Below are 13,418 nucleotides of genomic sequence, written 5' to 3' on the forward strand. Positions count from 1 at the left end.
GCTCTGCAGCGTTGCAAGCTTGATACCCCGTTGCTTGCAGCGGGGTATTTGATTCGGTTTTGAACAGGGCGATCCAACATTTACGGGACAATGACATGGTCTATGGCAGAGGTCTGCAGGATTGCTTTATGAGCATGCTTAGGTATGTGGTCCGGTTCTTTCAGGGGATCCATGGGTTATTGTGGCATGACCTGTGGAATGAGCCCTATCCGGGCCCTGTGGGGCAAGCTGCGGATACAATCCGTTCTCTTGATCCGGAGGCCTTTCTTTTCACGGAGGCATGCTATTTTACGAATATGGGCGTGCCGTCCGGGATAGAGAGGCTGTCCGATTCCGGCCAGGTATTCGAGCCCCATGGATATGACCTGATTGTAGATACGGGGCATGACGATCTGTACGATTCGGGAAGGGTGGAGCCGATATCACGGATTTTGGAGCGGAACCTGTGGAGCCATACTTACTGGTCCTGGAGACCTGATATAGAAGGGGTGCCTGAGTGGGGGGAGCTGGTCCGGGCATATCCCGTGGCTACGGCGGGAACCCTGCTTTACTATCGCTGGGAAGGGGACTGTATCACGTTGGAGTACGACGGAGTCCCGGGGTGCACGGAGGTGTTCGCCCCCAATCTGGGCCAGGGCACATGGGGCGTCCTGCGGCTGCAGGAGCATGTGTGGCCGGACACAAAGCACGGAGTGCTGCGCATCCGGTCGGACAGGGCACAGAATGTGCGGCTGTGCTTCGGCCGGGTCGCGGGAGCGTATGGCGGCGCGGTTCACGACCCGCTGGATTTATAATGCCGCACCCCCGCCCGCCACAGCAGGTAGCAGGGGATGAGGAACAGCATGGCGGCGAAGGGCAGGAGAGCGTACCGGACTTCCTCCCTCCTGCCCAGCACATAGAGCAGCGGGTAATACTGCACCAAAGCGAAGGGAATGATATAGGTCAGAACCCACAGGATGCCTTTGCCGTAGATGTCCACGGGGTACTTGCCGTGCTCGTTGAGGCCGAAGGTGAAGATATTGGTGAATTCAAGCCCTTCCAGGAAGAAAAAGCTCAGAGCGGCCTGGATGAGGAATATGCCGCTGAACAGGGCGCAGCCTCCGGCCAACATGAAGAAGACTGTGGCGATTTTGAAGGGCGTCCAGGAAATCCGGCTGGCGGCCACGGCGTAGACGAGGATCGCCAGGGCCTGGAACACCCTGCTGAAGCGCTCCAGGTCGCACTGGGTGCCCAGGATCTGCAGAAGGAGGCTGCGGGGGCGCAGCATCACCCGGTCGAACTCGCCTCTGCGCACCATGCCGGGGAAGGCCTCCAGGCCCCTGGCCCAGATCTCCGCCAGGGAGAAGGACATCAGGACGATGGAGTAGCACAGCAGCACCTCCTGGAAGATATAGCCCTTCACATGGGAAAAGCGCTGGAACATGAAGTATACGCTCAGGAACACAGTGAAGGATGCCAGGAAGCTCCCCACGAAGAGCATGAAGAAGGATTTTTTGTACTGCATCTTGCCGCGCAGTATGATGGACAGGTAGCGGCGGTAGAGCCGCAGTGGGCCTGTTTTTTTAATATATTCCTTTTTGTTTTCGTGATTCATATGATTTCCTCCTTTAACCGCCCTGTATCATCAGTTTCCGCTCCGCGTTCCCGCACAGAAGCCTGCCGATGGCCACCATGGCCGCCAGCCAGAATATCTGCAGGCCGATGGCCTTGTACATGGCCGCTCCCGCCAGGTCGCCGCTGTAGATGCGCAGGGGGACGTTCTGCATGGAGGCGAAGGGGAGGAGCTCCAGCACCTGCCTGATCTTTGCGGGGAAGAAGGGCAGGGGGATGTAGCCGCCTGTCAGGAAGTCCATCAGGGAGGAGCACATCCGCCGGAACCCGTCGGTGGAGACCATGTAGAGGCCGGATATGTAGATCAGCATGATATAGGCCACGGACACCAGCACAGCCAGCCCCAGGGTCAGCAGGAAAAAGGCGAACTGCCTGACATCCGCTGGGGCGGAGAGCCGGTAGGATTTCGGCAGGAACACCGCCACCAGCAGGATGGGGATGCAGCGTAGGCCCGCGCCGGACAGCCGGGAGGCAATGCTGCGGAAGAACCACAGGTCGTAGATTCGCACGGGTCTGCAGAGCTCATAGGCGATGTTTCCGCTGCGCACGGACTCCAGGATTTCCCCGTCGAAGATTCTGGCGGAGAGCATGGCGATGAAGGCCTGCTGGAACCAGATGTAGGAGCAGGTGGCCTCCATGGTCATGGGGTAGGCGGAAGGGTCGGATTCCATAAAGGCATGCATGGCCGCGATTTCCATGAAGCCCCAAAAGAACTGGGTGACCACGCCGCCAAAGGCCGCAGCCCGGTACTGCAGCCCCATCACGAGCCACATGCGGAAGTAGCTGATATATTTTTTCATGATTTCGAGACACCTTTCTATAATTATGGAAGAGGAGCATCCCATGGAAGAAGAGCATCCCATGGAAGAGGAGCATCCGCGTGCCGCAGGGCGGGCGCATGGTTCGGAAACGCTGCTCCGACACGGCGGATTCGGGTTTGCATAGCATGGATTCAGGTGATTTCGTAGGATTTATAGAGCTGCGCCAGGGTCTCGTCCATGCTGGCATCGCCCCTCTTGATGTCCTCCAGAGTGCCGTCCATGAGGATACGTCCCTTGCCGATCAGGATGATGCGGCTGGCCAGGGCCTCGATGTCCTGCATGTCATGGGTGGTGAGGATGACGGTGGTGCCGTGCTCCCGGTTCAGCCTCTTCACGAAATCCCGCACCGCAAGCTTCGATACCGCGTCCAGCCCGATGGTGGGCTCGTCCAGGAACAGGATGCCCGGGCTGTGCAGGAGGGAGGCCGCAATCTCGCAGCGCATGCGCTGTCCCAAGGAGAGCTGTCTGGCGGGGGTGCGCAGAAGCTCTGTCAGGGCTAAGGATTCGGTTAATTCTTCAAGGTTTTTTTGGTAGACCTGGGTGGGGATGGAATAGATGTCCCGGAGCAGCTCATAGGAGTCGATGACAGGCACGTCCCACCAAAGCTGGGAGCGCTGTCCGAAGACTACGCCTATCTGCCGAACATGGTCGATGCGCCGGTACTTCTCTCCCTGGGATTTCCGGCTGCGGCCGCTCTCGTCCAGGCTCCAGAGAATCCGGCCGTCTATGGACACCTTCCCGCGGTCCGGCGTCAGTATGCCGCTTAAGATTTTGATCGTGGAGCTTTTGCCCGCTCCGTTGGGGCCGATGTAGCCCACCATCTCGCCATTGCCGATGGTGAAGCTGATGTCTTTTAGGGCTTCGATTACCTCATACTCTCTGTGGAAGAGAGCCTTGCAGGCCGCCCCAAAGCCCGCGTTCCTTTTTGCGACTCTGTACGATTTGCATACGTTCTCCATCGTAATCATTGTGCTTCCTCCTGGTAGTTATACTGTGCCCCGGGCGGGGCTGTCCATATCTTGCCAAGTAGGTATGGCGTGGCTTGGCACGCCAGCTCTGTCGGATTTTGCCGACAGATACCTGAAAGGTAAAATATTTAGTTAGACATGTTTTGGAACAGGGATAATATTATAACAGATTGAAGTGGGATGGTCAATACAGAAAACTAAAATAGGAATTGACAAATTCCGAAAAATACCATACCATAGAAAGAGGATTACTTATAGAAGAAAGGGGTATTATCAATGAAGAATTACAAGTTCTGGTTCGCCACTGGCTCCCAGGATCTGTACGGGGATCAGTGTCTGGCCAAGGTAGCGGAGCACTCCAGGATTATCGTGGAAGGGATCAACAAGTCCGGCCTGCTTCCCTATGAGGTGGTGTGGAAGCCCACGCTGCTCACCAATGAGATGATTCGAGGCCTGTTCAACGAAGCGAACATGGATGGGGAGTGCGCGGGGGTCATCACTTGGATGCACACCTTCTCCCCTGCCAAGTCCTGGATCCTGGGGCTGCAGGAGTACCGCAAGCCGCTGTGCCATTTACATACCCAGTTCAACATGGAGATTCCCTACGACACCATCGACATGGATTTCATGAACGAGAACCAGTCCGCCCACGGCGACAGGGAGTACGGCCATATCGTCACCCGCATGGGAATCGAGCGCAAGGTGATTATGGGGCACTGGAGCGATGAAGGGACATTGAAGCGCCTGGCCGGGTGGATGCGCACGGCTGTGGGCATCATGGAGTCCAGCCACATCCGCGTGGTGCGGGTGGCGGACAATATGCGCAATGTGGCCGTCACCGAGGGGGACAAGGTGGAAGCCCAGATCAAGTTCGGCTGGGAGATTGACGCCTATCCGGTGAATGAGATTGCGGAATATGTGGCGGACGTGAGCCAGGGGGACATCGACGCCCTGGTGGAGGAGTATTACGCGAAATACCGGATTCTGGACGAGGGCAGGGAGGCCGCAGAATTCCGCCGTCATGTGGCAGTGCAGGCGGGCATCGAGATTGGCTTCGAGCGCTTCCTGAAGGAGAAGGACTACCATGCCATCGTCACCCATTTCGGCGACCTGGGTTCCCTGAAGCAGCTGCCCGGCCTGGCCATCCAGAGGCTGATGGAGAAGGGCTACGGCTTCGGCGGCGAGGGCGACTGGAAGACCGCAGCCATGGTGCGCCTGATGAAGATTATGGCGGAGGGGACCAAGGACGCCAAGGGAACCTCTTTCCTGGAGGATTACACCTACAACCTGGTGCCCGGCAAGGAGGGCATCCTGCAGGCCCATATGCTGGAGGTCTGCCCCACCATCGCGGAAGGCCCCATCGGCATCAAGGTCTGCCCGCTGTCCATGGGCGACAGGGAAGACCCCGCCAGGCTGGTGTTCACTTCCAAGGAGGGCAGCGGCATCGCCACTTCCCTGATCGACCTGGGGACGAGATTCCGCCTGATCATCAACGAGGTGGAGTGCAAAAAGGTGGAGAAGCCCATGCCCAAGCTCCCGGTGGCCACATGCTTCTGGACGCCGAAGCCCAACCTCACCGTGGGCGCGGAGAGCTGGATCCTGGCGGGCGGCGCCCACCACACCGCGTTCTCCTACGATTTGACCACGGAGCAGATGGTGGACTGGGCGGACGCCATGGGCATCGAGACCGTAGTCATCGATGCAGACACCACTATCCGCGGCCTGAAGAACGAGATGCGATGGAACGCGGTAGCCTATCGCTGAACAATCAATCTATATATGCAGCAATAAAATCTTGCTTAAAAACCGGATAAACGGACTTGCTGTGCTATGCGGCTGGCAAGAATTAAATGCCGTTTATATATTTCAATGGAATAAAAAGAGAAAAACAGGAGGGACGATATGGAAGAGAAGCATTCCATGGATATTTTAGAGCTGAAGAAGCATGCCAATGATGTGCGCAAAGGCATCATTGAGGCCGTGCACGGAGCCAAGGCCGGTCATCCCGGCGGCTCTTTGTCTGCGGCGGACATTTTCACTTACCTTTATTTCGAGGAGATGAACATCGACCCGGAGAACCCGAAGATGGAGGACAGGGACCGTTTCGTGCTCTCCAAGGGGCATACCGCTCCCGGTCTGTATTCTACGCTGGCCCACAGGGGATACTTCCCCGTGGCGGATCTCCCCACCCTGCGCCATCTGGGCTCTTATCTGCAGGGACATCCCTGCCTGCAGCATGTGCCGGGAGTGGACATGTCCTCGGGATCTCTGGGCCAGGGGATTTCCGCGGCTGTGGGAATGGCTCTGGGCGCAAGGCTTTCCGGCAGGGACTTCAGGGTCTACACGCTGTTGGGAGACGGTGAGATTCAGGAGGGGCAGGTCTGGGAGGCGGCCATGTTCGCCGGCCACAGGAAGCTGGACAACCTGGTGGCAATCGTGGACAACAACGGACTGCAGATCGACGGGCGGATAGACGATGTCTGCTCCCCCAATCCGATCGACAGGAAATTCGAAGCCTTCAACTTCCATGTAATCAATCTCAAGGACGGCAACGACATGGAGCAGGTCCGGGCCGCTTTCGCCGAGGCCAGGGCTACGAAGGGCATGCCTACGGCCATCATCGCCCACACCCTGAAGGGCAAGGGCGTATCCTTCATGGAGGGGAACGCGGACTGGCACGGCAAGGCACCCAATGACGCGGAATACGAGACCGCGATGGCTGACCTGGAGAAGCTGGGGGCAGCGCTTGGCGGATCGGCAGGGGCGAATTAAGAAAGGAGCGGTGAAGGAAATGTCTGATATAAAAGCTGTGAAGAAGATTGCCACCAGAGAGGCTTACGGCAACGCATTGGCGGAGTTCGGCGAGGCCTATCCGGACTTGGTGGTATTGGACGCGGATTTGGCGGCGGCTACCAAGACCGGCGTCTTTAAGAAGAAATTCCCCGAGAGGCATATCGACTGCGGCATCGCGGAATCCAATATGATGGGCATCGCGGCGGGGCTGTCCCTGACGGGCAGGATTCCCGTGGCCAGCACTTTCGCCATGTTCGCGGCAGGGCGGGCCTTTGAGCAGGTGCGCAATTCCATCGGCTACCCTCATCTGAACGTGAAGATCGGGGCCACCCACGCGGGCATCACCGTGGGCGAGGACGGCGCTTCCCACCAGTGCAACGAGGATATCGCCCTGATGCGGACGATTCCCGGCATGACCATCCTGAATCCCGCCGACGCGGTGGAGGCGAGAGCCTGCGTGAAGGCTGCTCTGGACTTTGAGGGGCCTGTGTACATGCGGTTCGGCCGGGCGGCGGTGCCTGTGATTCATGAGGAGAATGACTATAAGTTCGAAATCGGCAAGGGAGAGGTGCTGCGGGAGGGCAGCGACGTCACCATCGTGGCTACAGGCATCATGGTGAACTCCGCTCTGGAAGCTGCCTCTAAGCTCGCGGAAGAGGGCGTGAGCGCGGAAGTGATCAACATCTGCACCATCAAACCCCTGGACAAGGAGCTAATCGCAGCCAGCGCGAAGAAGACCGGAAAAGTGGTCACCGCGGAGGAACACTCCGTCATCGGCGGCTTAGGCGGCGCGGTGTGCGAGGCGCTGGCGGAGACCTGCCCCGTGCCGGTGTGCAGGATCGGCATCCAGGACGTGTTCGGCGAGTCCGGCTCCGCCGGGGCTTTGCTTGCGAAGTACGGCCTTGACGGCGACGGCGTGTACCGGACGGTGAAGGCGTTCCTGGCATGAGGGAAGGTTTTCTGGCAGCAGAGCATTCCAAAGAGAATCTGCTGTCTTGACGGGCGGCAGATTCTTTTACTATGTACAGGGATGCGTATGGACATTAGCGGCTTAGCTGCATGCGCCCCGTAGTGGGAGCATGCGCCCCGTAGTGGGAGCATGCGCCCCGCAGTGGGAAGTTGATTAAGGCGCTTGAAGGATGGCGCCGGACCGGGACGGGAAGCTGGAATAAGGGACAGGAATAAGCGGCTGGAGGACGATTGAATGGCAAAATTATATGTAAATGAAAAGAAGAAAAAAGGATACATCAATCCGGAGATTTACGGACATTTCTCCGAGCATCTGGGCAGATGCATCTATGAGGGGCTGTTCGTGGGGGAGGACTCCCATATCCCCAACAAGAACGGCATGCGCACGGATGTGGTGGAGGCGCTGAAAAGGCTGCAGATTCCCGTGCTGCGCTGGCCCGGCGGATGCTTTGCGGACGAGTACCACTGGAAGGACGGCATCGGCCCTAAGGAGGGGCGCAAGCGGATGGTGAACACCCACTGGGGCGGGGTGGTGGAGGACAACAGCTTCGGCACCCACGAGTTCTTCGAGCTCTGCGAGCAGCTGGGCTGCAAGACCTACATCAACGGCAATGTGGGCAGCGGCACCGTGCAGGAGATGTCCGAGTGGGTGGAGTACATGACCTTCGACGGCGTGTCCCCCATGGCGGAGCTTCGCCGCAGGAACGGCCGGGAGGAGCCCTGGAGGGTGGACTACTTCGGTGTAGGCAACGAGAACTGGGGCTGCGGCGGCAACATGACGCCGGAATATTATGCCAACCTCTACCGCAGGTACCAGACCTACGTCCGCCATTACGACAAGGCCGCGCCCGTCAAGAAAATCTGCGGCGGCCCCAACGCGGACGATGACAACTGGACGAAGAAGGTGCTGGAGACCTGCTACGCCAAGCCGAATCCGGGCGGGAAGAATTTCAGCGGCTTCATGGACGGGCTGTCCCTGCACTATTATGTGGTGCCCGGCGACTGGGAGCACAAGGGAAGCGCCACCGGATTTGACGAGGCGGACTGGTACAAGACCATGCACAAGGCGCTCTACATGGAGGAGCTGATCAAGCTCCATGGGGCCATCATGGATCAATATGACCCGGACAAGAAAATCGGCCTGATCGTGGACGAGTGGGGCGACTGGTTCGACGTGGAGCCGGGGACGAACCCGGGCTTCCTCTACCAGCAGAACACCATGCGGGACGCTTTGGTGGCGGCGGTGAGCCTGAACATCTTCAACAGGCACTGCGACCGGGTGAAGATGGCCTGCATCGCCCAGATGGTGAACGTGCTCCAGTCCGTGATCCTCACGGAGGATGAGCGGATGCTGCTGACGCCCACCTACCATGTGTTCCACATGTACAGGGGCCATCAGGGGGCCGAACTGGTGGAGAGCAGCCTGTCGGTCGAGGGAACCGTGGGTGTGGAGGGCTATGAGGTGCCCGCCCTGCAGGAATCCGTGTCCGTGCGGGAGGACGGGACTGTGCTGGTGACCCTGGCGAACCTGTCCGTCCGAGAGGCTTGTCCTGTGGAGCTGATGCTCACGGAGAAGAAGCCGGAGACCGTGAAGGCCGCAATCCTCACCGGCAAGATGCAGGCGCACAATACCTTCGAGGAGCCTGACCGGGTGAAGGAAGAGGAGTTCCAGGATGTGGCGCTGACAGAGCGGGGCGTGCGCTTTACCATCCCGGCCTGCAGCGTGGTGAGTTTGGAAATCCGGTAGGATAGCGGAAGTTAAGTGCATATAGAGATGGAAAGATGAGAGAACGGCAGGATGAAGATATAGAAGCGTCCTGCCGTTTTTTGCAAAGATTGATGCTGGTGCCAATCATCGGGGCACCTTCGCGGACGGCCTGAAGATATCCGACACGACCCTGGACAGGTTCGGGCTTGGCTACAAGAGCACCATCCGCTTCCGGACGGAGGTGCGGGAGGATGCCGCCCATGTGGGCGGGCTGACCCTGTTCGGGAACGGATTCAGGAACTACGGGCAGGGCATCAAGGTGCGGACGCGCTACAGCCCCATGGAGAGCGCCGGGGGACAGGCGTGAGGGTAGGATTAGGGATTGCAGTTCTTGCAGGGATCATATCCCATGGAAATGACATCGTCACGGCTGCCGGTATAATTCTGCTTATTCTCTTCCTTCATCTGCTTTACGCTGCGGCAGGTGGGATAGTGGAACTTGTGCGTATTCGTGTTCAGGATATAGGCGGTTCCCTGGGGTTGCTCTTCCTGGGAGACGCTTGGTTCGGCGGACGGCGCCTGGGCAGATTCCTGGGGCAGGGCTCCTGTGGATTCCTGGTCCTGCTCCGGAGATGTGTCTGCGGCGGATTCGGAGACAGGCGCCCGGGAAGGTTCTGTGGATTCTGGCGGAGCCTGTGTCGTGGACGGGGCAGAGTCCGGCGCCTGGGCATCCGGGGCAAGGGCGCTCTCCCCCGTGGCATAGTCGATTGCGATGCCGGGCTGCACGTTGTAGGCGTAGACGCAGAACGAGATGGCCTCGCCGCCGTCTTCCACGGACCGGGCTTCCATCAGCACGCCGGAAGCCAGCAGATTCTCCCCTTCGAAAACGGGCGTGACCCGGTAGAGGACATGGTTCCCGCTCTCTGTCACATAATCCGCTATCCTGTTTTCATAGGGCAGCATCCCCTGGACATTCAGATACCGGGTTCCGGTGATCAGGTTCCGCTCATTGGCATTCTCGCCGGACAGAAGATACCCAATCAGATGGCATCTGTTATACAGATAATTTCCGTCTATAATATCGTTGTATTTTACGGTATGCCAGCCTGTGGGCCGGACATTTCCGATAGAGCCGCGCTCCTCCGTCGGCATCAGGTCCAGTCCGACGCAGGCATAAGCGGCGCCGCATCTGCCGAGGTCATCCAGCCCACTGTAGGATTCGAAGGACTGGGTCGTAAGCTCCTCCTCGGAAAAATAGGGGACATTGCCGTTCACCACCGCCCAGGGCTCCCCGGAATACGGCCCGATGTCCGCAAGGCTGAAAGGGGTTGCGGGAATCTGCGGGGCCGGTTCCGGCCGGTTTTCCGCCTGGTCGGATACAGAGACCGTATCCGGCTGGGACTGGGAGGATATGGCTGCCCCGTCCCCGGACTGGGAGCCTGTAGCTTTCGGCGGGAGGGCTTCCGCTGATTCCCGGGGGCTTTCGGCGGAGGGCTCCGGGGAAGCGGACACAGCCGGAGACGGCGCTTCATAGCCGGAAGGGGAGCGCTCCGGACCTGTCGTCCCTGGCGACTGGGCACAGGAGCATAGGAGCAAGGCGATAATGGCAATAAGGTTCAGTCTCATCTTTTTCATCTTTGGTGTCTCTCCTTTTTTACGTCTCCCTTATTTTAGCAGAAAGGGAGCCATATATCCAGACCACCGAGAAAATATCAAGGAAAATATTTTTGCAAAAGCATTGAAAAAGAACGGATGTTCTGGTAAAATGATGTGAAGGAAGAGGGCCCTGCATGACCGGACAGGGCGGGAAAGGCGGTGGCTGAGGATGCCGGAAGCGAAAAAAATCTATGTGGCAATCGATTTGAAATCCTTCTATGCCTCAGTGGAATGCGTGGAGCGGGGGCTGGATTCCATGGACACCAACCTTGTGGTGGCGGACAGCAGCCGCACGGAGAAGACCATCTGCCTGGCGGTATCCCCCTCGCTGAAAGCCTACGGCATTCCTGGGAGACCCAGGCTGTTCGAGGTGGTCCAGAAAATCAGGGAGGTGAACGCCCGCCGCCGATGCCTGGCGCCTGGCCAGAAATTCACCGCCAGTTCCTACAGTGCGGCCCGGCTCCTGTCCTCCCCGGAGCTTTCCGTGGATTACATCACAGCGCCGCCGCGGATGTCGCTGTATCTGGAATACAGTACGAAGATATACGACATTTACCTGAGGCATGTGGCGCCGGAGGACATCCATGTGTATTCCATCGACGAGGTCTTTCTGGACGTGACCCAGTATCTGGAGGCCAGCCGCCTGACGGCCAGGGAGTTTGCGGAGAGGATGATAAAGGAGGTGCTGCAGGACACAGGCATCGTGGCCACCGCAGGGATAGGCACTAACCTTTACCTGTGCAAGGTGGCCATGGACATCGTGGCCAAGCATGTGGAGCCGAATCAGGACGGCGTGCGGATTGCGCTGCTGGACGAGAGGGAGTACCGGAGCCGCCTGTGGGGGCACCGTCCCCTGACGGATTTCTGGCGGGTGGGCAGGGGATACGCGAAGAAACTGGAGGAGAACGGCCTGTATACCATGGGGGACATCGCCAGATGCTCCCTGGGAGGGCCTTCGGACTATCACAACGAGGAGCTGCTCTACCGGCTCTTCGGGGTCAACGCAGAGCTGCTGATCGACCATGCCTGGGGGTACGAGCCCTGCACCATCGCGGATGTAAAGTCATACAGGCCCCAGGCCAGCAGCATGGGGGCCGGACAGGTGCTGCACTGCCCTTATGGTTTTGAGAAAGCAAAGCTGATTGTGCGGGAGATGACGGATCTCCTGACGCTTGACCTGGTGGACAAGGGGCTGGTGACGGATCAGATGGTGCTGACCATCGGCTATGACGTGGAGAGCCTGACAAATCCGGAGATACGAAAAGCCTACAAGGGCCCTGTCACCACAGACCGGTATGGCAGGAAGGTTCCCAAGCATGCCCACGGCACGGCCAACATAGGGCGCTTCACTTCCTCCACAAGGCTGATCATGGATGCGATGATGGAAATTTACGACAGGATTGTAGACAAAAACCTGCTGATAAGGCGGGTCACCGTGGCTGCCGGGCATGTGGTGAGGGAAGGCGAGGCCGTGTCGGAGGATACCTACGAACAGTTGGACATCTTCACGGATTACCAGGCGCTGTCAAAGCAGAGGGAAGAGGAGGAGGCCGCCCTGAAGCGGGAGAGGAAGATGCAGGAGGCCATACTGGAGATAAAGAAGAAATTCGGGAAGAACGCGATCCTGAAGGGGATGAACCTGGAGGCGGGAGCTACGGCAGTGTCAAGGAACGGGCAGATTGGCGGGCATAAGGCGTAGGGCGGGCGAAGGCATCGGCGCCGGGGAAGTGCACCCGGAGAAGGGAGCTACGGCAATGCCAGGGAAAGGGCAGATTGGCGGGCATAAGGCGTGGGACGGGCGAAGGCACCGGGGAAGTTGCACCCGGGGGAGGGAGCTACGGCAATGCCAGGGAAAGGGCAGATTGGCGGGCATAAGGCACGGGACGGGCGAAGGTGCTGGAGAAGCCGCGCCTGGAAAGGCAGGGAATCATATGGGAGAAGGAATCATGCAGAACAACCATCGCTATGACGATATCATCGGCCTGCCCCGCCATGTCTCCAAACTGCACCCGCCTATGCCGGTGGCCGACAGGGCGGCGCAGTTCATGCCCTTTGCGGCGCTTACAGGCTTCGGGGATGCCATCGAGGAGACAGGGCGGCTGACGGACGAGAGGATGGAACTGGAAGAGGATATCATCGAGGAGCTTGATGGGAAGCTGCAGTATCTGAGAGAGCATGTGAAAGAGCATCCAGAGATATCCGTCACCTATTTCCAGCCCGATGCCAGAAAGGAGGGCGGGACTTATGCGACTGCCGCCGGGCGGATTTGGAAGGTAGATTTCTATGAGCGGATGCTGGTCATGGAGGATGGTACCAAGGTTCCTATGAAAGCGGTGGTGGGGATGGAAGGGGAGGTATTTTCTGATTTGGAGGAATTGGGGTGAGTGGGCTGTGGCCGTGGGGCGGTTGCAGTTAACTGCGGTTTTCATCGATGCGCGGTATATATCATAAAAAAGTTCGCCTAACTGGCATGTTAGGCGAACTTTTTTATCACTTCTAACATTTTATACCCAATGTGGGGATAGTGCAAGTCTAAATTTATTTTTGTCAATATTTGCTAATTTCTCTTAGGTTTTCCATGGTTTTTCATATATTTCGCAGAGAAATTTGGGCTAAATTACCATATTTGGTACTTGGCCATCATTCTTGTGCCGCTTTTCAAAGGAAGGTGCGGGGGGTGAAAAGGGGCCAAAAAGTTCGCCTAACATGCCAGTAAGGCGAACTTTTTGGAGGACGGCAGGGGGGACAGGGGCCGACTTGACGCCTGTGGCATGTGCGTTAGGCGATAGCCTGTCGGCATGCTGTCCTGCCTGGAAATGGGCACAAGGGGGTGGAGCGGAATGCCTGAGACGAGCAAGATCGGAAGAGCGTCGTGTAGGGAAAGAGTGTAGA

Annotated in this window: 12 protein-coding genes; 8 read left to right on the forward strand and 4 right to left on the reverse strand. The window is 58.3% G+C overall.

Features of this window, described 5'->3' with window-relative positions; translation table 11 throughout:
* The first annotated feature begins 128 nt into the window (after positions 1-128).
* On the forward strand, positions 129-794 hold the full coding sequence (locus Q2B33_RS19665; protein ID WP_300784384.1) for a hypothetical protein: 666 nt from the start codon (positions 129-131) through the stop codon (positions 792-794).
* Here the strand turns inward: Q2B33_RS19665 and Q2B33_RS19670 are convergent.
* From Q2B33_RS19670 to Q2B33_RS19680, 3 genes are all read right to left on the reverse strand, one after another.
* A complete protein-coding gene (locus tag Q2B33_RS19670; protein ID WP_300784386.1) occupies positions 773-1,594 on the reverse strand; it encodes an ABC transporter permease in 822 nt (273 codons plus the stop codon). The genes Q2B33_RS19665 and Q2B33_RS19670 overlap by 22 nt on opposite strands.
* Before the next feature lie 13 nt (positions 1,595-1,607).
* Positions 1,608-2,411: an ABC-2 family transporter protein gene (locus Q2B33_RS19675; protein ID WP_300784388.1), complete on the reverse strand. Its 804-nt coding sequence runs from the start codon at positions 2,409-2,411 to the stop codon at positions 1,608-1,610.
* A 152-nt stretch (positions 2,412-2,563) separates the two neighbouring features.
* The gene (locus Q2B33_RS19680) at positions 2,564-3,400 is read right to left on the reverse strand and encodes an ATP-binding cassette domain-containing protein (RefSeq protein ID WP_300573315.1); all 837 of its coding nucleotides are present in this window, start codon (positions 3,398-3,400) and stop codon (positions 2,564-2,566) included.
* Positions 3,401-3,676: 276 nt separating this feature from the next.
* Between Q2B33_RS19680 and araA the strand changes: the two genes are divergently transcribed.
* The 5 genes from araA (at position 3,677) to Q2B33_RS19705 (ending at position 9,237) form a co-directional block, all read left to right on the forward strand.
* Positions 3,677-5,164, forward strand: coding sequence for an L-arabinose isomerase (gene araA / locus Q2B33_RS19685; protein ID WP_300767542.1), 1,488 nt, complete (start codon positions 3,677-3,679; stop codon positions 5,162-5,164).
* A 156-nt stretch (positions 5,165-5,320) separates the two neighbouring features.
* The gene (locus Q2B33_RS19690; protein ID WP_300773501.1) at positions 5,321-6,172 is read left to right on the forward strand and encodes a transketolase; all 852 of its coding nucleotides are present in this window, start codon (positions 5,321-5,323) and stop codon (positions 6,170-6,172) included.
* 19 nt (positions 6,173-6,191) lie between these two features.
* Entirely contained in the window at positions 6,192-7,142 is a 951-nt protein-coding gene (locus tag Q2B33_RS19695) for a transketolase family protein (RefSeq protein ID WP_300767543.1), read from the forward strand.
* 255 nt (positions 7,143-7,397) lie between these two features.
* Positions 7,398-8,909 carry an alpha-N-arabinofuranosidase gene (locus tag Q2B33_RS19700; protein ID WP_300573323.1) on the forward strand — a complete coding sequence of 504 codons (1,512 nt, stop codon included), beginning with the start codon at positions 7,398-7,400 and terminating at the stop codon, positions 8,907-8,909.
* Positions 8,910-9,111: 202 nt separating this feature from the next.
* Positions 9,112-9,237, forward strand: coding sequence for a hypothetical protein (locus Q2B33_RS19705; protein WP_300898477.1), 126 nt, complete (start codon positions 9,112-9,114; stop codon positions 9,235-9,237).
* Between the two features lie 8 nt (positions 9,238-9,245).
* On the opposite strand, the gene Q2B33_RS19710 is transcribed toward Q2B33_RS19705, so the two are convergent.
* Positions 9,246-10,505, reverse strand: a complete 1,260-nt coding sequence (locus tag Q2B33_RS19710) for a DNA/RNA non-specific endonuclease (protein WP_300573326.1) — start codon at positions 10,503-10,505, stop codon at positions 9,246-9,248.
* 190 nt (positions 10,506-10,695) lie between these two features.
* On the opposite strand from Q2B33_RS19710, the gene Q2B33_RS19715 reads away from it, so the two are divergent.
* Together Q2B33_RS19715 and Q2B33_RS19720 are read left to right on the forward strand one after the other, a co-directional pair.
* Positions 10,696-12,225 carry a DNA methylase gene (locus Q2B33_RS19715; RefSeq protein WP_300573329.1) on the forward strand — a complete coding sequence of 510 codons (1,530 nt, stop codon included), beginning with the start codon at positions 10,696-10,698 and terminating at the stop codon, positions 12,223-12,225.
* 232 nt (positions 12,226-12,457) lie between these two features.
* Positions 12,458-12,910, forward strand: a complete 453-nt coding sequence (locus Q2B33_RS19720) for a hypothetical protein (protein WP_300573332.1) — start codon at positions 12,458-12,460, stop codon at positions 12,908-12,910.
* The last annotated feature ends 508 nt before the right edge of the window (positions 12,911-13,418 follow it).

The sequence above is a fragment of the uncultured Acetatifactor sp. genome (assembly GCF_948601915.1).
Lineage (GTDB): Bacteria > Bacillota > Clostridia > Lachnospirales > Lachnospiraceae > Acetatifactor.

Bases quoted from the DNA above. Each gene is read 5' to 3' on its own strand.
- Q2B33_RS19665 (WP_300784384.1), top strand. From the start codon at position 129: ATGAGCATGCTTAGGTATGTGGTCCGGTTCTTTCAGGGGATCCATGGG.
- Q2B33_RS19670 (WP_300784386.1), bottom strand. From the start codon at position 1,594: ATGAATCACGAAAACAAAAAGGAATATATTAAAAAAACAGGCCCACTG.
- Q2B33_RS19675 (WP_300784388.1), bottom strand. From the start codon at position 2,411: ATGAAAAAATATATCAGCTACTTCCGCATGTGGCTCGTGATGGGGCTG.
- Q2B33_RS19680 (WP_300573315.1), bottom strand. From the start codon at position 3,400: ATGATTACGATGGAGAACGTATGCAAATCGTACAGAGTCGCAAAAAGG.
- araA (WP_300767542.1), top strand. From the start codon at position 3,677: ATGAAGAATTACAAGTTCTGGTTCGCCACTGGCTCCCAGGATCTGTAC.
- Q2B33_RS19690 (WP_300773501.1), top strand. From the start codon at position 5,321: ATGGATATTTTAGAGCTGAAGAAGCATGCCAATGATGTGCGCAAAGGC.
- Q2B33_RS19695 (WP_300767543.1), top strand. From the start codon at position 6,192: ATGTCTGATATAAAAGCTGTGAAGAAGATTGCCACCAGAGAGGCTTAC.
- Q2B33_RS19700 (WP_300573323.1), top strand. From the start codon at position 7,398: ATGGCAAAATTATATGTAAATGAAAAGAAGAAAAAAGGATACATCAAT.
- Q2B33_RS19710 (WP_300573326.1), bottom strand. From the start codon at position 10,505: ATGAAAAAGATGAGACTGAACCTTATTGCCATTATCGCCTTGCTCCTA.
- Q2B33_RS19715 (WP_300573329.1), top strand. From the start codon at position 10,696: ATGCCGGAAGCGAAAAAAATCTATGTGGCAATCGATTTGAAATCCTTC.
- Q2B33_RS19720 (WP_300573332.1), top strand. From the start codon at position 12,458: ATGGGAGAAGGAATCATGCAGAACAACCATCGCTATGACGATATCATC.